Source organism: Paenibacillus thiaminolyticus (genome assembly GCF_007066085.1).
In the GTDB taxonomy this organism is placed as follows: domain Bacteria; phylum Bacillota; class Bacilli; order Paenibacillales; family Paenibacillaceae; genus Paenibacillus_B; species Paenibacillus_B thiaminolyticus.
This window is the reverse complement of record NZ_CP041405.1, coordinates 4,848,772-4,870,580: the sequence shown is the minus strand read 5'-3', so window position 1 is coordinate 4,870,580 and position 21,809 is coordinate 4,848,772. Positions and strand designations below refer to the sequence as shown.

Annotated in this window: 15 protein-coding genes; 2 read left to right on the top strand and 13 right to left on the bottom strand. The window is 59.0% G+C overall.

Annotated features, from left to right (window positions below; all coding sequences use genetic code 11):
• Window positions 1-22 precede the first annotated feature (22 nt).
• A complete protein-coding gene (locus FLT43_RS21605; RefSeq protein WP_087443154.1) occupies window positions 23-727 on the top strand; it encodes an SMI1/KNR4 family protein in 705 nt (234 codons plus the stop codon).
• Window positions 728-863: 136 nt separating this feature from the next.
• Here the strand turns inward: FLT43_RS21605 and FLT43_RS21600 are convergent, their stop codons facing one another.
• The 11 genes from FLT43_RS21600 to FLT43_RS21550 form a co-directional block, all read right to left on the bottom strand.
• Window positions 864-1,955: a hypothetical protein gene (locus FLT43_RS21600; protein WP_127510898.1), complete on the bottom strand. Its 1,092-nt coding sequence runs from the start codon at window positions 1,953-1,955 to the stop codon at window positions 864-866.
• A gap of 316 nt (window positions 1,956-2,271) precedes the next feature.
• Window positions 2,272-3,717 carry a DHA2 family efflux MFS transporter permease subunit gene (locus tag FLT43_RS21595; RefSeq protein WP_087443152.1) on the bottom strand — a complete coding sequence of 482 codons (1,446 nt, stop codon included), beginning with the start codon at window positions 3,715-3,717 and terminating at the stop codon, window positions 2,272-2,274.
• Complete coding sequence (locus tag FLT43_RS21590) at window positions 3,714-3,941, bottom strand: MbtH family protein (protein WP_087443151.1); 228 nt, start codon at window positions 3,939-3,941, stop codon at window positions 3,714-3,716. The genes FLT43_RS21595 and FLT43_RS21590 overlap by 4 nt, the downstream gene beginning before the upstream one ends.
• Window positions 3,934-11,142 carry an amino acid adenylation domain-containing protein gene (locus tag FLT43_RS21585; protein WP_087443150.1) on the bottom strand — a complete coding sequence of 2,403 codons (7,209 nt, stop codon included), beginning with the start codon at window positions 11,140-11,142 and terminating at the stop codon, window positions 3,934-3,936. The genes FLT43_RS21590 and FLT43_RS21585 overlap by 8 nt, the downstream gene beginning before the upstream one ends.
• Before the next feature lie 15 nt (window positions 11,143-11,157).
• Window positions 11,158-12,138 (bottom strand): isochorismatase, encoded by a 981-nt coding sequence (locus FLT43_RS21580; protein ID WP_087443149.1) that lies wholly within the window; start codon window positions 12,136-12,138, stop codon window positions 11,158-11,160.
• A 26-nt stretch (window positions 12,139-12,164) separates the two neighbouring features.
• Complete coding sequence (locus FLT43_RS21575; protein WP_279627761.1) at window positions 12,165-13,820, bottom strand: (2,3-dihydroxybenzoyl)adenylate synthase; 1,656 nt, start codon at window positions 13,818-13,820, stop codon at window positions 12,165-12,167.
• Window positions 13,796-15,049 (bottom strand): isochorismate synthase DhbC, encoded by a 1,254-nt coding sequence (gene dhbC / locus FLT43_RS21570; RefSeq protein WP_087443148.1) that lies wholly within the window; start codon window positions 15,047-15,049, stop codon window positions 13,796-13,798. The genes FLT43_RS21575 and dhbC overlap by 25 nt, the downstream gene beginning before the upstream one ends.
• A gap of 25 nt (window positions 15,050-15,074) precedes the next feature.
• Window positions 15,075-15,863: a 2,3-dihydro-2,3-dihydroxybenzoate dehydrogenase gene (locus FLT43_RS21565; RefSeq protein WP_087443147.1), complete on the bottom strand. Its 789-nt coding sequence runs from the start codon at window positions 15,861-15,863 to the stop codon at window positions 15,075-15,077.
• A 13-nt stretch (window positions 15,864-15,876) separates the two neighbouring features.
• Window positions 15,877-16,725, bottom strand: coding sequence for an alpha/beta hydrolase (locus tag FLT43_RS21560; RefSeq protein WP_087443146.1), 849 nt, complete (start codon window positions 16,723-16,725; stop codon window positions 15,877-15,879).
• A 13-nt stretch (window positions 16,726-16,738) separates the two neighbouring features.
• A complete protein-coding gene (locus FLT43_RS21555) occupies window positions 16,739-17,767 on the bottom strand; it encodes an ABC transporter substrate-binding protein (protein ID WP_174818147.1) in 1,029 nt (342 codons plus the stop codon).
• A gap of 50 nt (window positions 17,768-17,817) precedes the next feature.
• Window positions 17,818-19,035 carry an ABC transporter substrate-binding protein gene (locus FLT43_RS21550; protein ID WP_087443145.1) on the bottom strand — a complete coding sequence of 406 codons (1,218 nt, stop codon included), beginning with the start codon at window positions 19,033-19,035 and terminating at the stop codon, window positions 17,818-17,820.
• 309 nt (window positions 19,036-19,344) lie between these two features.
• Here FLT43_RS21550 and FLT43_RS21545 point away from each other — a divergent pair, with 309 nt between their 5' ends.
• Complete coding sequence (locus FLT43_RS21545; RefSeq protein WP_087443144.1) at window positions 19,345-20,430, top strand: suppressor of fused domain protein; 1,086 nt, start codon at window positions 19,345-19,347, stop codon at window positions 20,428-20,430.
• A 154-nt stretch (window positions 20,431-20,584) separates the two neighbouring features.
• Here the strand turns inward: FLT43_RS21545 and FLT43_RS21540 are convergent, their stop codons facing one another.
• Both FLT43_RS21540 and FLT43_RS21535 read right to left on the bottom strand, forming a co-directional pair.
• Window positions 20,585-21,145 carry a hypothetical protein gene (locus FLT43_RS21540; RefSeq protein WP_087443143.1) on the bottom strand — a complete coding sequence of 187 codons (561 nt, stop codon included), beginning with the start codon at window positions 21,143-21,145 and terminating at the stop codon, window positions 20,585-20,587.
• A gap of 17 nt (window positions 21,146-21,162) precedes the next feature.
• Window positions 21,163-21,798, bottom strand: coding sequence for a hypothetical protein (locus FLT43_RS21535; RefSeq protein ID WP_087443142.1), 636 nt, complete (start codon window positions 21,796-21,798; stop codon window positions 21,163-21,165).
• Between the last annotated feature and the right edge of the window lie 11 nt (window positions 21,799-21,809).

Below are 21,809 nucleotides of genomic sequence, written 5' to 3'. Positions count from 1 at the left end.
ACATGACTTAAGGAGAGAACATATGAATCAAATAGAACAAATAGAGCAACGATTTGGTGTCAAATACCCTGATTTGTATAAAAGACTATACGACGATGGAATGCTTGATTGGGGAGAATATGGACCCAATTGGCATGCTACTTACTGGGAAAAATTTAAAAGCAACCCGCCACTGTTGTTATTCGGAGATGACATTGAACTTCTTGAATTGAATCAAATCGTAGAAAAGATTGAAGAGTTAAAAGACCCGGAAGATTACAGAGCGACAAAACCTGAATTTCAATTTGTTCCCTTTGCGATGACAGGCGGAGGTGACTTATATGTATTCCAATTTGATCAACAGTGCGTGGAAAATGTTCCTGTTACTTTGGTTCCGCATGATAGTGAAAGTGCGAGTATATTGGCCAAAAACCTGCAAGATTTTATTTTTCGGAAACTATTAGAGTGTGTTGCTGAAATTGATGAGTATTCAAGCGCAGCGGAAGGCGGTGATTTGAAAGCGAATTTATTTAATATGCTGAGAACTCATAAACCGTATTTAAGCCAGCGCCAAGCCGCAAAAATAGAAGAAATATACAACCGGGACTTGTTTGACTATAAATACAACATTCCGAATGGCAACGAATTAACTTTATCCGGGCTGATTTCGTTAGACGAGTTGGAAGAGGTTTTACATCAAGAAATTGGATTTGAAAACCTTGACAAAGAATTCGTATATATGGGCTGACAATATCGCCGCTCCCGCCGTCACCCCTCGTTCGGCGGGATTCATAATCCCACGGCCGCTGAAAATTCTCCTCTATATTTTTATTTCCATAAGAACGCCCTGATCGGCGATCAGGGCGCAGTGTTGGATTGGATTCTTATTCGCGCGTAACGCATAAGACTGCGGCCGGCGTGCTGTAGGCGCCTGCGGTCGACACATAGACAGGGCAAGCTACTGTGCGCCGGGCCGGAATGGTGACCGTCGCGGCCTCGACCGCTTCTACGGCGGGCGACAGCCGGGGCACTCCATAGGTTCGTCCCCGGTTCCAGCGAACGGCTCCCGCGTAAGGCCCTCCGCGTCCCGTCAAGTAGACGGTCACCGTCTTGCGCTGAGGATGCGGATTGCTAAGGGCAAGGTTCAGCTTGTAGATAACGCCGTAATGTCCCTTGTTCGCCACTTCCGCATTCGCCGGATCATAGCTGGAAGCGGCCGTCATCAGATTATCATTGCCGCCGTTATGGATGGCGAAGCTCATGCTCCCGCTTCCGGCGACATACGTGACAGGCTGCGAGCACGCCGGATCCGCGAAGCCTTCGATGTCGGAGAAGTCCCAGGAGCCGCGCGGGTGCGACTTGCCCTCGGCCGTCCGATAGGCGGGCACGACCGGGGTATGATTGAGCCTTACATCGGCCCCCGGACGATTGGCGGCCACGGTGCGCACCCGGTAATCAAGCTCCTTCGGACTGGACAGCGTAAATTCCATCACGCCGCCTACCAGTTCTCCGTCAGGGACGAGCCATTCCTTCACCAGCCCGGTCTGCCCGCCGCGGATCGAGCGGTCGTCGGGAATAAGCGGGGCGAGCGTACGCCCGAGCAGTGCCTTGGCAGAGCATCTGCCGAGTGCGGGGAAGTCCGCAATCACGCCGATGGAATGCTTGACTTGGCGAACGCGTATCGGGCTGCCGCAGGATGCGTTCTCGACCGTGACGCCGAATGTAATCGGAGCTCCCGTCTGGTTCAGATGCCATACGAACAGCCGGTATTGCACGCGCTTCCTTCCCCGGACGGTATCATGCCACAGCGTGGCAAAGCCGTTCGTGAATGACGTCGTGACGCTGCTGATCGTCTCCGGGTTGTCCGAGAGGAAGAAGCGGGTCGTTCCGCTTTTTTTCCCGTAAACATGAATCTGGGGGACAACATTGGGCACGGTCACGATTGGTTTGTCGGATTGCGAACATCGAATCATCATTACACCTCCTCCAATTTGGCCGCGCAGACCGGAATCATCATTAGGATAAGGAAGAGCGGCGCGCATCCCCCGCGGCGGTCTCCCCGGTTAAGATGACTGCCCTGCCCTGCGCGATATGTGTTCTTTCATATATAGAGGAGATCCGGAAGGGATAAGTACAACCAGGTGGCGTGAAAAAAATAATTTCAGTCCGCTTCGCGGTTCGGTAATTCCATGTGCATAAGGAAGGGGACCAACCCAGACAACGAAAAAAGACCTCAGTTCAGCGTACTGAACCAAGGTCTGTTACCCCTGCCGCTTCATCGCTTGCTTCATTTCACGCTTGAACCGATTTTTCCCCATCCGGCTTCACCGGGGGTTGCTTCGCAACGGTGGCGGCCGCATCGCTGTCGCGAATCCACAACGCACAGCACAGGCCCATGAGCAGAAAGCTTGCGGCCCCGAGCAGAGCGGCACGGTACGCCATGATATTCGGTTCTATGCCTCCAGCGGCATTTATCGTGTGGGTTCCCGCCAATGCAAGAATGCCGGACAGAATCGCCAAGCCTATGGCCGGCCCCAGCCGGTTCTGTACGGTGAACCAGGTCGAGGCGCGGCCCATCGATGCAGGCGGAATATTGCTAAAGGCCGCTATCTGAACGGCGCCGACCGTATGGCCCAAAAAGACGCCGACACCGAACAGCAGGCTCCGAATCAGCCATGGATTCGTATGAGGGCCGACCGTGCTCAGCATCACGAAGAAGACTGCCGTGCACAATAGCCCCATAACCATGACGCGCTTCGGCCCTAGCCTCGGATAGGTCCACGGCACAAGCTGAGAAGCAAGCATAAGGCCAAGCGCCTCCGGGAAGGTGGTCAAGCCGGTATCGAGCGCCGAGGCATGCAGCGCATTCTGGTACATTAGCGGGAACACGTACAGCATGCCGAGCAAGCCCGCCGCAGAAAACATGGCGACGAGACCTGCGGTACGGAACAAGCGGTCGCCCAACAACCGCAGATCAAGCAGCGGCTGCTTCACCCGCAGCTCGACGGCGACAAGGGCCGCTATCAGGATGAGACCCATTCCCCCCGTTGTCCAGATCGCGGGAGAACCCCAGCCCTGCATAGGACCTTGGCTAAGGGCATACATCAACAGAGCCAGACCAGGCGCCGACAAGAGGAGGCCCCGAACATCAAGGCGTCCCGCCTCATGCTCCCGATGCTCCTTCAAAAAGACGATACCGAACAGCAAGGCGGGAATCCCGATCGGCAAATGGACATAAAATATCCAGCGCCACGACAGATGCTCAATAAGCAGCCCGCTAAGAATCGGCCCGACCGCAGGTGCAACCGCGATCGGGAGAATGAGTGCCCGAGATATTTTGGCCCGCTCCTGCGGGGGGAACATGCGGAACAGCATCGCCATTCCTATCGGAGTAAGCAGCCCGCCGCCGATCCCTTGCACGACCCGAAAAACGGTCAACGCCGTCAAACTGCCGGCGAAGCCGCACAGTGCCGAGGCTCCCGTGAACAAGGCGAGCGCGAGCATAAAAACACGTTTGGTCCCCCACTTATCACCCAGCCAGCCTGCAGCCGGCAGGACGACAGCGAGGCTTACCAGATAGCCCACATTGAGCACTCCCGATGCGGCCGGAGGCACTTGCAGCTCCTGGCTGATCGTCTGCAGCGCAACGTTCAGGACGGTGGCGTCCATGGCCACCGTGAACATGGCCGCCACGTATACGATGCATACGGCCGTTTTCGGGTTCAATCCTGCCTTCATTGCGTTGCTCCATGGACAGGATCCGAAGAATCGCGCAGGCTGCGGGGCCGCAAGTCGGTCCAATGCAAGGTGATATAGTCCAGACACCCCTGACGCGTCTCCGGCCCCAAGACCGTACTCCATCCATCCGGCACCGCGGCGAAGGCAGGCCACAACGAATATTGCCCCTCCTCATTAATTAGCACCAGATAAGCGCCGTCCGCTTGCTCAAAAGGATTACTCATGGATTAGCTCCCTCCCATCTTGTCTGGCGGCCGCGCCGTTCGCGGAATTCAGCTTGGCCAAAAGCGTCGCGCCGATCTCGGCAAGCGGCCCTGGCTGACACAGGTCCTTATGCCGGCAGGCGATATCATGCCGATCGATCCGTCCGCCTATGTAAGGAATCCACATCTCCGGCTCAATCGGATCGAACCAATCCGGTATAATCGTCGAGCGGAAGAACAGAAGCTCCCCCTCGAATCGGCGCGGAGTATAGGCTCCGAGAAGGCGGACCGAGTTCTCATACGTTTTTTTCAAATTCAAAATGGTTGCTTCGTCAAGCGTAGCCAAAGCGCTGCTGTCGCTTCGAAGTATCTCGATCGCGTTCGCGACCGTAAGCGGAACGCCGCCAATGCTGTCCTTGTCGTAGCCGCCCAAGGCAAGCAGCGCGGTCAACGCCTCCTCCTCATCCGGCTCTTCCCGAATCGGGAGGTAATGGCTCGGGTAAGCGTCGAGCATAGCCAAAAACGAGACCTCTTCCCCCTCTTCTTGCAGCTGGACAGCCATCGCATGCGCCACATTTCCCCCCAGAGACCAGCCCAGAAGGCGATAAGGACCGTGCGGCTGAATCGAGCGAACGGCTTCTATATAATCTGACGTCATCTCCTCCAGCGTCTTCGGCAGCTCTTCCGCTTGGGCGATGCCCCGGGCCTGGAGGCCGTAGATGGGATAGTCCATGCCGAGATGCTTCATCAGGCCGGCGTAGCACCAGCTCAGCCCGCCCGCAGGATGCACGCAGAACAGCGGCAGCTGCGCGCCATAGGTTCGGAGCGGCAGCAGCACCTGCAGCGCGCTGTGACCTCCGTCCATATCGAGCCTCTCCGCAGTCCCGGCTACCGTCGGCGCCTCGAAGAGACTGCCGATGCCAAGCTCCCGGCCCAACGCCTCGCGGATGCGGCTAATGAGGCGAACCGCCAGCAGCGAATGACCGCCCAATTCGAAGAAGCTGTCGTCGATCCCTACGCGCCGCACCCCGAGCACTTCGGCGAACAGATCGCACAGCACCTCTTCCTGCGGCGTTCTCGGATTGCCGCCGTCCGACTCCAGGGCGAGCTCAGGCGCCGGCAGCGCCTGGCGATCCAGCTTGCCGTTCGGGGTGAGCGGGAGCGCGTCGATGCCGATAATCGCGGACGGCACCATGTAATCGGGCAGCTGGGAGGCGGCATGCCGGCGCAATTCGGACGGCCCGAGGCTTGCGCCCGCGGCGAACACCACATAAGCGGCCAGCCGCTTGTCCCCCGGCCGGTCCTCGCGCACCACGACGGCCGCCTGGGCGACTTCGGGATGACGGGCTAGCACGGCTTCGATCTCGCCCGGTTCGATGCGGAAGCCCCGAATCTTCACCTGATGATCGGCGCGGCCCACATAATCCAGGGTGCCGTCAGCGAGCCATTTCGCCACATCCCCGGTGCGGTACATTCTGCTGCCCGGCGGGCCGAACGGATCGGCGACGAACCGCTCTGCCGTCAATCCCGGACGGCCCCAGTAACCGCGGGCCAGACCAGCGCCTGCAACATACATTTCCCCCGCCGTTCCGGGCGGAGCCGGCTGCAGCGCCCCGTCGAGCACATACACTCGCAGATCCGGTATCGGCCCGCCGATTAAGCTGCTGGCTCCCGGGGCGGCACTGTCCCGATCCAGCTCATTGTAGCTGACATGGACAGTCGTCTCCGTAATGCCGTACATGTTAATCAATCTCGGAGCATGATCCGGATGGCGGCGATACCAGTCCTCCAGCCGGCCCAGCTCCAACGCTTCGCCTCCGAAAATAACATACCGCAGGGAAAGCGTCTGCCCTAACCCGGGTTGTTCCCGCTCGGCTTGCATCAACTGATAGAAGGCGGACGGCGTCTGATTCAGGACGGTCACGCCCTCTTGCGCGAGCAAGCGCAGGAATTCGTCCGGCGATCGGCTTACCGTATGAGGCACGACGACGAGACGGCCTCCATGCAGGAGCGCACCCCAGATCTCCCATACCGAAAAATCGAATGCGTACGAATGAAACAAGGTCCATACATCCTCCGCTCCAAAGCGGAACCAGTGCCGGGTGGACGCGAACAAGCGCACGACATTTTGGTGCGGGATAACGACACCTTTGGGCTTGCCCGTAGACCCCGACGTATAGATGATATAGGCCGGACTGAGCGGAGACAGGAGCCCGTTGCGTTCCTGAGCGCTTGGGTTGGCAGAGGATTGCTCCCGCAGCCGCTCATGGACAGCGGCCTCATCCAGCACGATCCGCGGCAGGCCTCCGGCCTCCGGCAGCCTGGAGGATACTTGAGCGTTCGTCACCATACACAACGGTGCTCCATCCTCCAGCATATAAGCGATCCGCTCGGCGGGATAATCCGGATCGAGCGGCAGGTAGGCGGCACCCGCCTTGAGCACGGCCAATACGCCGACAACCATCTCGATAGACCGAGGCAGGGCCAATGCCACGAGCTGCTCGGGACCTACCCCCTCCGCCATGAGCAGATGCGCGAGCCGGTTCGCCCGCAGGTTCAACTCCTCATAGCTCAGTGCGCTGCCTTCATGAACGACGGCTGCCGCCTCCGGCGAACGAATGGCCTGGGCCTCGAACAGCTCCGGAATGGTGACCGGCGGCTGCGCTGCAGCTTCGGGAGCGCTCCATTCCGTCAGGATGCGCCGCCGCTCTTCCGGCATCAAAATATCAAGCTGGCCCATCGGCTTGTCCGGTGCGGCAGCGGCCGACTCCAGCACGCGCACATAGCGGGCCGCCAGCGCATCGGCCGTGCTGCGCTTGAACAAATCGGCGCTGTATTCCACCATGCCGTCCAATCCGTCTGGTCCGCCATTCGCATCGCGGCGTTCCTGAAGCTCCACGGTCAGGTCGAACTTCGCCGTGTCCGCGCTTTCCAATTGAAGGCTGGCTGCAACGCCCGGCAAATCGAGCGCGGGAGCCGGCGTATTTTGCAGCACCAGCATAATCTGAAAGAGCGGATGCCGAGAACGGGAGCGAACGGGGTTCACCGCTTCGACGAGACGCTCGAACGGCACATCCTGATGCGCATACGCGTTCAGATTCACCTCGCGGACCCTGGCAAGCAATTCGCGGAAGCTGGGGTCCCCTGACGTATCGGTTCGAAGCACCAGCGTGTTGATGAACAAGCCGACTAGACCGTCAAGCGCATCGTCGTTCCGGCCGGTTATCGGGCTGCCGATCGGAATATCGGTGCCCGCGCCCAGCCGCGTCAGAAGCACGGCCAGCGCGGCCTGCAGCACCATGAACAGGCTCGCCTTGCCAGCTCGGGCCAGATCCAAGAGCTGGCCGTGGAGCTCCTTGTTAATATGGAAACGGATGGTGCCGCCTTGATGGCTGGCCGCTGCCGGACGCGGGTAATCGGCCGGCAAGTCCAACTCCTCCGGCAACCCTGTGAGCGTTCGCGTCCAGAACTCAAGCTGGCGGGCCATCAGGCTGTCAGCATCTCCGCCGCTTCCCAGCAGGCGCTCCTGCCAGATTGCGTAGTCCGCATATTGAACCGGAAGAGGCGGCCATGCCGGATGCTCGCCACGGCTGCGTGCCGCATAGGCGGCAGACAGATCGCGCGTCAACGGAGACAGCGACCATCCGTCCCCGGCGATATGGTGCAGGAGCAGCAGGAGCACGTATTCATTCGGCCCAAGCTCGAACAATTCGGCCCGAAGCGAAGGCTCGTCCGCTAGCCGGAAGCGGTAGCGGACGGCTTCCTTCAGCCGTTCAGGCAGCTCCGCCTCGCTGGTCTTGGTCAAGATCAGCCGAGGGCGTGCCTCGCCGGCATCCAGAATCAGCTGGCGCGAGGCGCCGGATGCATCATTGGGGAACACGGTACGCAGCGTCTCATGCCGGTCCGCCACATCGCCGAGAGCCGCCTCCAGTGCACGAATGTCCAGCTCACCGGACAGGCGGGCGACCAGCGGAATATTATAAGTCGGAGCCGGTCCCTCCAGACGATACAAGAACCATAACCGCCGTTGGGCGAAGGACAGCGGAATATCGTCCTCCCGCTTGGCTCGACGCATAGCCGGCCGGGCTTCCCGCGAATCGTCCAGCCGCCGGACAAGCCCCGCCACCGTAGGCTCTTCAAAAAGGCTGCCAATGCTTAGGTCGGCGCCCAACGACTCGCGTATGCGGAGGATGACTCTCCCGGCAAGCAAGGAATGGCCGCCCAGCGCAAAGAAGTCATCATCGATGCCGACGCGGGGCAGTCCGAGCGCCTCGGCGAACAGTGCGCAGAGCATCTCCTCCTGCGGGGTGCGGGGTCCGCGCCCTGCAGCTGCTTGTCCAGAATCGGGCATAGGCAGCGCCTTGCGGTCAATCTTCTTGTTCGGCGTCAGAGGCATGGCATCCAGCATGACGATCGCCGCGGGAACCATATAGTCAGGCAGCTGGCCGGCAGCGTAGCGGCGCAAAGCGTCCGGATCGATCCCGGAAGGCGAGGCCGGAACGACATAAGCGGCCAAGCGCCGCTCCCCCGGCCGATCCTCCCGGACGATCACCGCAGCTTGCGCGACGTCGGCATGCCGGACGAGAAGATCCTCAATCTCGCCTGTCTCGATGCGGAAGCCGCGCAGCTTAATCTGATGATCAGCACGCCCCAAATAATCAATGGAGCCGTCAGCCAGCCATGTCACGAGATCGCCCGTGCGATACATCCGGGTGCCCGGAGGCCCGAACGGATCCGCCACGAACCGCTCCGCCGTCAGCTCCGGCCGGCCCAGATAGCCGCGCGCCAACCCGGCGCCCGCAATGTACAGCTCCCCCGCGACCCCCGGCGGAACCGGCTGCAGCGCCGCATCGAGCACGTACAGCCTCGTATTCCAAATCGGCCCCCCAATAGACGGCTTACCCGTGCGCTCCGGACCCAGCAAGGCAGCGGTCGAATAAATGGTCGTCTCCGTTGGGCCGTATTGGTTATTCACCTCGCAATCCAGATCTTGCAGAGCAAGCTTGAGCCCGATCGGCAAGGCCTCGCCCCCGGTTATCACCGTCAGCCCGTCGAAGCTGCCGGGATGGCTGGCGGCAAGCGCCTGCCATAGCGTCGGGGTCGCCTGCATAATCGTGGCCCCCGTTTCTTTGATTATCCGGGCCAGCGCTTGCGGATCCAGAATCGTATCCTTCGGAGCGATATCGATGCTGGCGCCCGTCGTGAGCGGCAGCAGCACCTCCATGACGGAAATATCGAAGGAGATCGTCGTCACGGACAGCAGCCGATCCCGGTCATCCAGCGCGAACCGCCCACGCATGCATAACAGCAGGTTGGCCAGTCCTTCGAAGGTAAGTAAGACGCCCTTCGGTCTGCCCGTCGATCCGGAGGTGTAAATGACATAAGACGGATGAAGCGGCGACAAGCGGCATATCCGGTCGGCGTCATTCGGATTGTGTTCGGCTTGCCGTTCCAGGCGGTCCCTGGTCGCAGGTTCATCCATCAAGATCTTCGGCATTGGGCCGGAACCAGACAGCCTGGAGTCTGCCTCCTGGACCGTAACGAGGCACATCGGAGCGGCATCATTCAGCATATAGGCAATCCGGGCGGGCGGATAATCCGGATCGATCGGTAAATAAGCCGCTCCCGCCTTATGCACCGCCAGGATGGCGATGACCATCTCGAGCGAACGCGGGAGGGCCAGAGCCACGATCCGATCCGGGCCGGCGCCATGCGCAATCAGCAGATGCGCCAGCCGGTTGGCGCGCGCGTTCAAGTCCGCATAACGGAGCGATGTATCTTCGAAGATCGCCGCCACGGCATCGGGCGTGCTCGCTGCCTGCTCCTCGAACAATGCCGGCACGCTCCATTGCGCCAGCCTGTGGGCGGTGTCATTCCATGCATCCACCACCTGAAGACGTTCTTCAGGCAGCAGCAGATCCAGGCGGCCGATCGGTTGGCCGGGATCGGACGCAGCCAGCTTGTCCAGCACATGCAGGAAGCGGCGCAGATGCGCGCTCAGCTCACCTGCATCGTAGATTGCGGGGTTGGCATCGAAGTCGATGCGCGGCCCGCTCCCGCTGGAGCCGCAGGAGACATGAATCGTCAGATCATCGACAGGACCGGCCGCCAGATTGCGTATGCTGCCGCGGTATCCGGCAAAGTTCAGTTCCTCGATAAACGGCATGATATTGATGAGAGGTCCGAACAGCCTCCGGTTGTCCCCCACTAATTTCAGGTCGCGCCGCAGATCCTGATGCCGATAGTCCTGATGCCTTCGGATCTCGCGCATATTCCCGGAGATCTGCCCCACAAGCTCGCTCACGCTCATATCCGGCCGGACGGCGGCACGCAGCGGCAGCAGATTCATTACCATGCCGGGAACGCGCAGCGCCGCGGAACCGAGGCGGCACATCATCGGCACGCCGAGTATGACGTCGTCCGTGCCGGCGAGCCGATGCACATAGAGCGCAGCGGCGGCCAACACGGCGTCGGGCCAGCTTGTCCCCATTCCGCTTGCGGCCGCCTGCCAAGCGTCCATGACGCTTGACGGCAGCTCCATGGACTGGCGTAGGAAGCTTCGCGACGTGCGCTGAGTCCGATCGCCCAGACTGGCCGCTTCCGGATGATCGGGGAAGCGGGCCAGCCAAAATTGCCGATCCCGCTCCAGCCGTTCCGATGCGCGATAAGCCGCATCTTCCTTCAGGACCGAGCGCCACGAACCGAATGCCCCTTCACTGAACGGCAAATCATGAGCGAGCGCCGTATAAATTTGCGCCGCCCTTCGCGTCAATAGCGAGAAGCCGTAACCATCGATGACAATATGATGAATGCGTTGGTACCAATAGAACCGATCGGGCGCAAGCTTGAATAACGCTTCGGTAAACAGCGGACCGCGGCGCAGGTCAACAGGCTGAGCCAGATCGTGCTTCATCAAGGCTTCTGCCGCTGCATGCGGATCCTCCTCGCTGCTGACATCGATCCTATGCATCGTCCAATCGGATGACGGGACGATCGTCTGCCAAGGACCGTCCTGATCCTCCTCAAAGCGCGCGTGCAGCGCTTCCGCCTCCATTACGGCCTGGCGTACCGCCGTCTCGAAGCGATCCGGGTCAACAGGTCCGCGGATGTCAATGTATTCTCCGGTATTGAATATCGGGTTGTCCGGATCAAGCTGCTGCGCGAACCAAATGCCCGACTGCGCCCCTGACAAAGGCCAGCGGCCACCATCAAGATCATGCATGAGCATCGCCTCCTTCTATACAGTAAAATAATCGCCGTTCGGCAAAGAGCGGCTCATCCGGGAAGATATAAGCTGCCACCAGTCGGCCAATGTAGGGCGTTCGGCCAGCTCCGAGAAGCTTACCTCGGTTCCGCCGCGGCGCCAACGTTCGATCAGACTCATAATCCGGATCGAATCCAGTCCCCAAATATGAATCAGGTTGTCATCATCCGCAATCCGGGACGGATGCTCCTGCAGCAGTCCTGCCACTTCAACGCGCACCGCTTGCCGCGTCAATGGCAAGGGCTCTCCTTCGGGCGGGGCCTGAAGGCTCGGCTCAGACGCCGGAGCGGATTCAGAAATAGACGCCGAATCCCCCAACCGGGCCAGATCCTCGACGAGATGCCGGGTCGTAATCGTGACCGCGCAGCGTTCGGCGGCGTAAGCGAGAGCCATCCGATGCTTGTCTGCCGAGAAATCCGCGACAGCGTCGGCGACGAAGAAAGGCTGCACATCCTGCATGAATGCTTCGCATGCGGTCATGAGACATCCAATATGTGCATAAATGCCGCACACAATCAATTGATCCCGGCCCTGCTGGCGCAGGATATCGAGCAGCTCTGTTTTTTGAAACGCGCTGTACCGCCATTTCGTCACCACGATATCCTGCTCGCCGGGAGCCAGCGGTTCCACGATTTTTTTCTGATCTGGCCCGTCATTCATGCCCGGTCCCCAGAAATCGCATAGCAATCCGCGCCGTTCGGGGCTCTGTCCGCCGGGCTGGGCCGAGTACACGACAGGGATGCCGAGCGCGGCGCATTGCGCGCGAAGCTCCCGGATGTTCTCTACTAATTCCGGGACAGGCGATTCATCTGCGTTGAAAGCGTCGACGAAGTATTGCTGCATATCGTGAATCAGAAGAACGGCCCGCTTCGGATCGGGCGTCCAGGCCACCTTGTTGGCCGGCAGTTCAGACTCCGCAGGCATCGGATAAGGCAATATGGAAGGAAGAGCCATAATATCCCCTCTTTTCATCGTTATTTTCACAGATCGGCGAGCGCGTGCTGCTTACTGGCAATAAGCTCGCGCAGCGCCTTTTTGCTTACCTTGCCAACCCCCGTCTTCGGGAACGAATCCGTGAGCTCCACCCGATCGGGGATTTTGTAAGCTGCTAACCCTCGCTCCCTGAGGAAGGCTTTCAGTTCAGCAGCCGTCAGCGGCGAGGACGGATAAGGAATAACGAAGGCGCATGTGCGCTCCCCGAGGAACTCGTCCGGCATCGCCACCACCGCCGCATCGTGCACGCCGGGATGGGCCAGAAGGTGATTCTCTACTTCTTCGGCCGCCACCTTGTCTCCGCCGCGATTAATTTGGTCCTTCGCCCGGCCTTCAATGACCAGATAACCGGATGAGGTCAATCGGGCCAAGTCGCCCGTACGGTAAAATCCGTCGGTCGTGAACGCCCTGGCGTTATGCTTCTCGGCCTTGTAATAGCCGCGGATGGTATAAGGCCCGCGCGTCAGCAGATGCCCCGTATCCCCCGGCCCGACATCGCAGTCATCGTCATCGACCAGCCGGATTTCATCATATGGCGACATCGGCCGTCCTTGCGTGTTCACGACAATGTCTTCCGGATCATCCAGCCTCGTGTAATTCACCAGCCCTTCCGCCATTCCATAGACCTGCTGCAGCGTGCACCCCATCGCATCGCGTACCCGCTTGGCCGCCTCCGCGCTGAACTTGGCTCCGCCTACCTGCAAGACCTGAAGAGAAGACAGGTCATCACGGCGGGATCCCGCCGCATCGAGCCAGATCAAGGCCAGCGGCGGCACGACGGCTGTAATTGTGACGCATTCCTTCGCGATAAGGGGGAACGCGATGTCAGGGCTGGCTCCAGGCGCCAGCACAACCTTGCCGCCGGCATAGAGCGTTCCCAGCGTTCCCGGCGAGCTGAGCGGGTAGTTATGAGCGACGGGAAGCACCGCCAAATAGACGCTGTTCCCATCCAGAGCGCAGATCTCGGCGCTCACCCGCAGACTGTAGATGTAATCATCATGCGTGCGGGGAATCAGCTTAGGAAGCCCGGTCGTCCCGCCGGAAAGCTGGAAAAAGGCAGCATCCTCGGGCCGCGGCCCCTCGATGTCGTCCGCAGGCTCGGCATACAGCTCGTCCAGCGCCGCGTACTTCCCCGGATTCCCCGCCACAATCACGTGGCGCAAGCCTGGAGCCGCCTCCCGCGCCTGATCGGCAAGCTTCCGGTAATCAAATCCCATGTCGGTATCAGGGATAATATAAGCCGCGGCTTCGGTGAATTCGCATAAATAGACGATCTCGCTCTTGCGGTGCGCCGGCAGCGAGAAGACGGGCAGGGCCCCCAACCGGAACAGCGCAAAAATAACTTCAAAAAATTGCGGAATATTCGGCAGCTGAACGATAACCCGATCACGCGGCCGAATCCCCAAGTTGCGGAATCCGGCAGCGAGGCGGTCCACGCTGGCATCAAGCTCCGCATAGCTTATCCGCCGATCGCCGCTGACGATAGCAACGCGATCCCCGTGAGCCGCGGCGCGCTGACGCAGCATTCCGCCGAACGTCTCTCCGCGCCAGCATCCCAGCTCGCGGTAGTGTTCGGCCCATTCTTCCGGCCATGCAGGGCATCCCGGCAGCACCATGCTCATCTCTCCTTCACCGTTGAACATTGTTCTTGATCCACTCCCATGGCAAGCAGCAGCGTGCGGAACTTGGCCGATGTCTCCTCAAGCTCCGAGGCCGCGTTCGAGCCGGCGACGATTCCCGCTCCGGCGAACAGGCGCAGCGTCCGTCCTTCCGCCTCCGCGCACCTGATCGTGACAGCCCACTCCCCGTCTCCATTCACGTCGCACCAACCGACTGCGCCTGTATAGTAATCCCGCTCGAAGGGCTCGATGTCCTTAATCACGGCGCGAGCGAGATCCGTGGGTGTTCCGCAAATCGCAGGCGTCGGATGAAGCGCCATGGCCAACTCCAGCGATGAAACCGCAGGATCGGCAAGCTCCCCGGTTATGTTGGTGGAGAGATGCCACATCGTCTTCGTCTGCACGAGCGACGGCCCGGCGGGAACATGCAAGGCCCGGCAATAGGGACGCAACGCGGCGACGACCGCATCGATCACGACTTCATGCTCATGCCTGTCCTTGCCGGAGGCGAGCAGCGCAGCCGCCCTGCGCTTGTCCTCATCGGGATCATCGCTGCGGGCCGCGGAGCCTGCCAACGGATTGGCCGTCACCCGCCCCCCTGTCTTCGTGACGAGCAGCTCCGGGCTGGCCCCTATCAGCGTGCGGGGACCGGTGCGCCCCGTGTGTGCTTCCGCCGCGCTGTCATCTCCCGCCGCCAAATCGACCGCAAACGTATAACCATGGGTATTATGACCAGCCAAATTGCGCAACAGTTGATGGACATCGACAATTTCCGGCGCCGTCATGCGCAGCGTTCTCGACAGCACCACCTTCTGAAGCGCGCCTTCGCCAAGACGGGCCAGCGCTTCGTTCACGCCATCCATAAATCTGTCCGGCTCCGGAATCGGCTGGATCTCCCATGCCGATGCCACGGGCTGTTCCCGCAGCAGGCCGGTATCGAAGCGCAACGGTCCTGCCCATTGCACATCGTTCGGGACGATGAGCTGCGCGGGCTTCGCAGGAGCGAATGGAATTGCGCCTGCAACGAGCGGTATGGCATGGCCCGCCTGTCTCGCCACGGCGAGAAGAGCCGCCACGCGCTCGGGCAGGCGATGGCACCCGTCCAGCCCCTCTTGTACGGGCACCCGCGCCCATTCTCCCCGCGCCAGCACAGTCCGTTCGGGCGAAGAAAAAAAGAAGGACGTTCCCGTCCGGTATTGCTCCAGCAGCTCTGCGGCAGAAGCCGCAAGAGCCGCATCGTCATATTTCAGCATTTCAACCGTCTCCCTTCCATCTATCTCAGCACCCCAAGGTCGCACCGCCGTCGACGCATAATTCATGCATCGTAATATGCCGCGCCCGGTCGGATACGAGGAAGATCACCGCATCGGCAATATCTGAGGGCATGGCCAGCTTGCGAAGCGGGATACCCAAGCGGAACGCCTCCGGCGAGCCGCTAATGACGGCCGCCGCGCCGTCATTGCCGCTCCATAACGCCCGCTGCATGTCCGTGTCCGTGGATCCGGGCGCTACGATATTGCAGCGGATATGGTTCCGGGCGTACTCCAGCCCGAGACATTTGGTGAACATGGCTGCGGCCGCCTTCGAAGCCGCATAGGCTGACATATGCATCCGCGGCACCCCGGCCGCGTTCGACCCTACGGTCACAATGGCTCCGGAACCGCGGAGCGCCATGTGCCTGACGGCAGCGCGGGACACATAAAATACGCCGTTGACGTTGACCCTGAAGGTCTCCTGCCAATCTTCATCGGTAAGCGACTCGATGGGCCCTGCCCGCAGCAGCCCCGCCACATTGACGACAATCTCAATCGGACCCAGCTCCTGTTCGATTCGCTCCACCGCTTCTTCCACGGCCGCCCGGTCTCCCACGTCTGCCGGGTATGCTGCGGCACGGTAATTCCCCGCGCCGCGCAGTTCGGCTGCGAGCTTCTCGACGCCCGCGGCGTTCTGATCGACGGCCGCGACGATCGCCCCGAGTCCGGCAAGCGACCGCGCCACCGCTTCCCCGATGCCTTGGGCAGCGCCGGTAACCAATGCGACTTTTCCCTTGATTCCTGGATACTCCACCTTAGTCAACCCCTCATTGTTGTTCCGGATGCAGGGCAAACCGCAATGCCCGGCTGATCAGAATCGGCAGCACCGAGACATGCCCTTCATCTTCAAATTCTTGATATACGGCGCTCACTCCCCAGTCGGAGAGAGAAGACAGTCGCTCTGCGAGCTCCCTGGCGCTGTCGCAATTGCGGGCGACATGGCTTTTCTCCTGCTCCCCGACTCCGAGCAGCAGCCGGACGTTGACGGGCTCCTCCCGCACACGGGCCGTGAATGTCTCCTCCTGCTCCAGCAAATATTCCTTGCTCCAATGGATGGACGGACTGCCTGCAATATAGTGCCGGAACGCATCCGGCTTCGTTAATAACGCATACAGCACGAACAGACCGCCGAGAGAGTGCCCGAATATCGTCTGCCTGTTCCGGTCAATCCGGAACTCGCTTGCGATCTGCGGCTTCAGCTCCTCCTCGATGAATTGGAGGAACGCAACTGCCCCGCCTTGTTCAGGCAGCTCTGCTCCATCGGATCTGCGCCTGTACTCCGTATTCGGAACCGGCGTGTAATCGTAAAAGCGATTCGGCGCATAGGAAGCCTCCGTCTCATAGCCAATTCCTACAATGATTGCCGGAGCCACTCCCGTCTTGTCAGGACGGCGGCTCTGCAGGCGCACCGCCTCGACCATCGTTCCGAATACCGAGTTGCCGTCCAGCAAATAGATCACCGGATATCCCGAAGCAGGGGGCTCCCCCTCCGGCTGCGCCACAATAATCCGGTAGGTGCGGTTCTCGGCCCGCGAGCGCAGCGTCCACTGCTCCGCGCGGGGAATGCCGACCTGGCGGCGCGCAAGCTGATCAAGCGTAATGATGTTCCGTGTCATGTTATCCCCCCGCTCATTCCGTCAGCAGCCGAACCGTGTCGTCTACAATTTTTTCGTAAGCGATGAGCCCGCTGCCAAGCCAATATTTATTGCTGACTTCGTATACATGGCCCTCCTTGACGGCAGGCATGCTCTTCCAGATTGGACTTTCCATCATTTCTGTCATGCGCTCCGTCCCCTGGTTATAGGCATTGAGAACAAAAATATAGTCCGCGTCCAATTCCGGGAGAATCTCCATAGATATGCTGGCGCTATTCTCATTCCCTACCAGATTGGATATCCCGAGCTCCAGATCGCGGTGCACGACATAACCGCACAAGTATTGGCCGCCCATCAGGCTGACGCCTTTATGGGCAAAGCGGATAATCGCCACCTTTTTGTCTCCGACCGCTTCCTTCAGCTTTTCCCGGCCTTCCTTCACTTTTTGCTGATAAGCCTCCAGCGCCTTATTGGCCTCCTCGGTTTTGCCAAGCAGATCTCCAATGGCAGTGAGGGATTTCTCAATATTTCCGGAAGCATTTTTGAATACATAGGTTGGCGCAATCTTGGAGTAGCTTTCATAGTTCCCGTTCTGGGCATAGGTGTCCGTATGCAAAATAATCAAGTCAGGATTGTAAGCCATTAACGTCTCCGGCGATGGCAGTCCTCCCGAGAGATCAAGCTTCGGCACGTCCTTCAATTCCTCTTGCAGGTAATCATGCCCCATGTTCCCGTTGGACCATTGCGCTATCGGCTTGACGCCCAGCTTGAGCAAGGAATCTTCCATGTTGGGAGCGAAAATGTTCTTGGGCTCGGCGGGAATTCTGATTTCATGGCCAAGCTCGTCCGTTACCGTCCGCTCGCCGCCGGAAGGCTTCGCGCCGCTGTCCGCCGCTGCGGCAGACACTTCCGAGGCGGTTACAGAGCTTGGTTGGCCGGTCGGCGCGGCTTCGCTCTCTGCCATCGAGCAGGCCGTCAGCACGCTTCCCAGAAGCACGCAGCACAGCAATCCCGACATGCGGGCCATGAAGCTGGACTTGGCATGAATTTGAGATTTTGACACGGTATATCTCCCCCTAAGTGATAATGATTCTCATTCGAACTGAGTATAGATCAGGTGGCGAAGGATTCACCATAGCCATTATCCAGAAAACCATTTGGACAATTTCCGGTAAACAGCAGCAAGGCTTCATCAAGCATACGCGTAATAGCGACGGCGGAATATTCGCACCACGGATCGGAGGTAATGGGATAGACATACCGGTTCTTTACCGCTGTCAGCTTCCGCCATTCGGCTGAGTGCTGCAGCGCCAGCCAGAAGGCGCGGGACGACGCTTCGGGACATATCAAGACCAGAATTCGGTCGGGGGCAATCTCCGCCAATCGCTCTATTGTCAACGGCGGACCGCTGGACGCTTCGTTCTGGCATGCGGATTCCAACTTGAGGTCGTGATAGAGCACCTCCTCTAGCCCGCGGTTCCCATAGATATGGATGCGGTGTCCATAGATGCGCAGAGCGAGTATCTTGTCCTGTCCCAACACTTCGCCAATCTGCTTCCGGGCGGACTGAACCCTCTGTTCATAACGGCCTATCCATTGCGCCGCTTTATCTTCTCTATTTAAAAAATGGCCAATCTTCTGCAGTTGATCCCGCCACCCGTCTTGCGCCGACACTATGAGAGAGGGAGCAATCTCCTTCACTTTCGTCTCCTCCAGGGATGTGAGATCATCGGTGCCAATAATCGCATCGGGACGAGCCTGCACCAGCCGGTTCAGATTCACTTCGAACGGGCGATAGGCATAAGGAGCGGTAAGCATCAGATGGAATCGAATCTCCGTCCGCAAAGCGTGGTAATAATGAGGCGTCCACTTCGGATCGAGCGGCGCCGCCACCGGCATGACATCCAGCGCAAGCAATTGCCCTATCAACGCAGAGGAGCAGGCGGCGATATGCCGTCTCGCGTTCTTCGCGAAGTCGGACGGAGACACACCGATTTCTTTCTTGAATTTGCGGCTAAAGTAGAATTCGTCCTTATACCCAACCTTCAGAGCAATATCGCGCAGACGCTCTCCGGATTCCGCCAAATATCGCTTCGCGTGGTTCATACGCACGGCCGTCAAGTAATCCATAGCGCTTAGGCCATAGGTTTTCTTGAAGAGATCGACAAAATATTTGGGGCTGATATTGGCCATCCGCGCCAGTTGCCCGATCGACAGCGATTCGTCATAATGCTGATCCATAAATTCTTTGATCCCATTCAGGTTGGTTTTCCGGCTCCGGTCAGGCGACCGCAAGCTTCTGTCTATCGGCAGCTCTTTTTTTGAAACCACGGGGAACCTCCTTTTTGCTAATATAAGATAAGCATGAAGCATAGGATGGTGGTTGCCTTCCTGCGCTATTAATGATAATGATAATCATTATCATTAATTAAATTACCATAAGTATCCACTCTAGTCAATCAAATTATGGAAGAAATGTGACCATGCAAATCTTATGAACTCCAAAGGAAAGGGGCTGCCAAAAGGAGAGCTATAAAATAATATCGAGCTTGATTGTATCCTCGCCGGCCGGATGCTATCCTATCTCCATATCCACTTGGCGGCAACAAATGGATTGCATACGCGTTGTGAGGTGAAGACATGAAAAATATCATTTTGGAAGAGTTCTCGCCCATCTGCCCGATTCAAGCGTTTGTGGAGGAATATGAGGATTGCGTTTATTTTTATTTATGGAACTGCCCGGGCGAGGAATACGCGAGCGTTCGCGCTTGCTGGGTCAGGAACTACGGGCCAGCGCCGGAGGCGCTCGACGTGGAAACGATGGGCCATGGCCGGGCTCCGATGCTGCCGAGAGACTGCTGCGCCCATCCCGAAGGGGCGGAGCGGCTCGCTCCCGAGCAATTGGCTGTCGTCTGGTTCGAGGAAGGCGATGCCGCCGCCCTGCTCTATCGGGATGAGATCGTGAGCGTCATCCCCGGATGGGCCGGTTCGTCCACCGACGAACACAGTTATCCCGGCTATGCGAGGGACTGCATCAAGGAGTCGGACCTGTGCTTCCCGCTGGGAACGCCGGATTCCAACGCATTGTTCCGGCGCATCGAGCTCGCCAATCAGTTCTGGCAGAGCTGGGACGAGCATTCATGGGAAGGGATACAGCAGCAGTATCTAGAGGCTATTGAATCCGGACTTGGTCCCGTGGCCAACTACTATGCCATAGACGGCGGCCATTGGCCTCCGCGGGCCATGGTGACGGTCGAACGAGGCGATATCACGTATGTGGTGACGCTGGGGGTATCCATTCTGCCGCAGCCGAAGGTAGAGCAATATACGGAGACGCCGGAGCTGCTGCGGAGGTTCGAGTTCGCCTTCGCCTGCGATTCGCGTTGGCTGGCCGAGCATGGGAAGCCGATGCTGCAGTACATAAGCGGGCAGGCCAATCTGCCCTGGACTTATCTTACGTTCGTCGCCAAGGGCCATACGATTCCGTGCAGCGAGATCGCCCTCAGTCACGAGCGCTTCACCGCGGTGGCCCTTGCCCAGCCGCCGTATGCGCCGGCTATCGCTCTGCCGAAGATCGGCGGCGATCCGGTCAATCTGCTCTGGATGATTCCGATTACGGAGGAAGAGCGGCACTATGCTGAGGAACAAGGCACGGAGCGCTTGTTCGAGCGCCCGTCCGCCCCGGAGGAATGGATTTTCGACGGGAGAGTCAAATTCTGTATATGATCGCAAACGCCCCGTCGAACACAGGGTTGCCTGTGCTCGATGGGGCGTTGCTTGTCGTGCAGGCAGCTTACATACGGCACTCGCTATGCTGCGGCTCATAGGCGGACGCTTCAGGCGGCTGTCTCCGGCCCCGCAGGCGTTCACAACGCGTTCGTCAAGCCAGTTCTTCCTGAGCGGCCTCCGTCTCCAGTCCCGAGGTGTTCACGACAGAGATGCTAAGCGCATCGAATCCGTTGCGCTTCGCTTCCGCGAAGCTGCACAGTTCTCCGCTGATCAGCTCCAGTTGCCCTTCCTCATTCACATCTTCCGAAAATTCCTCGTTCCAATCTACATTATAAAAGACGGTGATGCGAATCTCGAACGTATCCTCCCCATCGGGATCGATATACGGGAGGAGCGGCGTTCGGCCATTCCGCTGCTCGTCCGAATACATGTCGCACAGCATTGCGTCATACCCGTGCTTGCAGCCGTCGAACAGGACGTACCGTTGGCCGGTTACGGCATCTTCGGCGACGATCAGCTGAGGTGCGAACTCGGTTGCCGCAATCAGCTCATCCATTAGTTCCCCATAGTAGAACAAATAAAATCTCGTATGGCCTTCCGGAGTCTGAAGCTTGCCCGTCCATTCCTCCTCCCTCCATGCTTCCGGGTTCACCGGTACGGTAACTCCTTCGAGATAGGCCGGTCCCGATCTGTGTTGATGCTGAATCGTCATGGGAGCACCTCCTCTCCTTAGTCCATGGATATCGTGACCAGCTTGGCTTCCGCATCCACATCCAGCTTCACGCGGATGTCCAGCTTATCCTTGAACAGCTTCGTAATATTGAGATACGGATCTATGACCTCGCTTTGGCCGCCTCCCGTATGCCGGGTCATGCCTGCGGCAATAATCTCCTTCATATAACCGCGATCGATGGGGGCTTCCGGATCATAGGTATAGATAAGACGGCCCTTCTCGTCATAGAATTGATAGATCTGCTTCGAATCTCTCGCATTTTCGTACTGACGGACCGCCGTTGCATACTTGTCCCGTTCCTCTCCGTATTCAATCCTTCCAGCTAGATACGGATTGTCATCGGAGGGCTTCGGCTCGAACTCCCGAAAGGCAAGCTGGAACAAATAGTTGATGTCGCTTCTCTCCGCCTGATAATAGAGCTGCCGGTCCTCTCCCTGCTTATCCATGGCGGAGAAGCTGCTGATAAGAGGCCAGACATCGTATTTCCGCCCATCAACTTCTATCGCAAGCGCATAACGGGTCAACACAACCTCCCCCTGGAACAGGCCGAAGGTACGTCCAATGAAATAAGCGGGAAGAAGCAGCACCGCGATGATACCCAGCACAATCCCCAGTTTGGCGCTCTTTTTCATATCGATTCCTC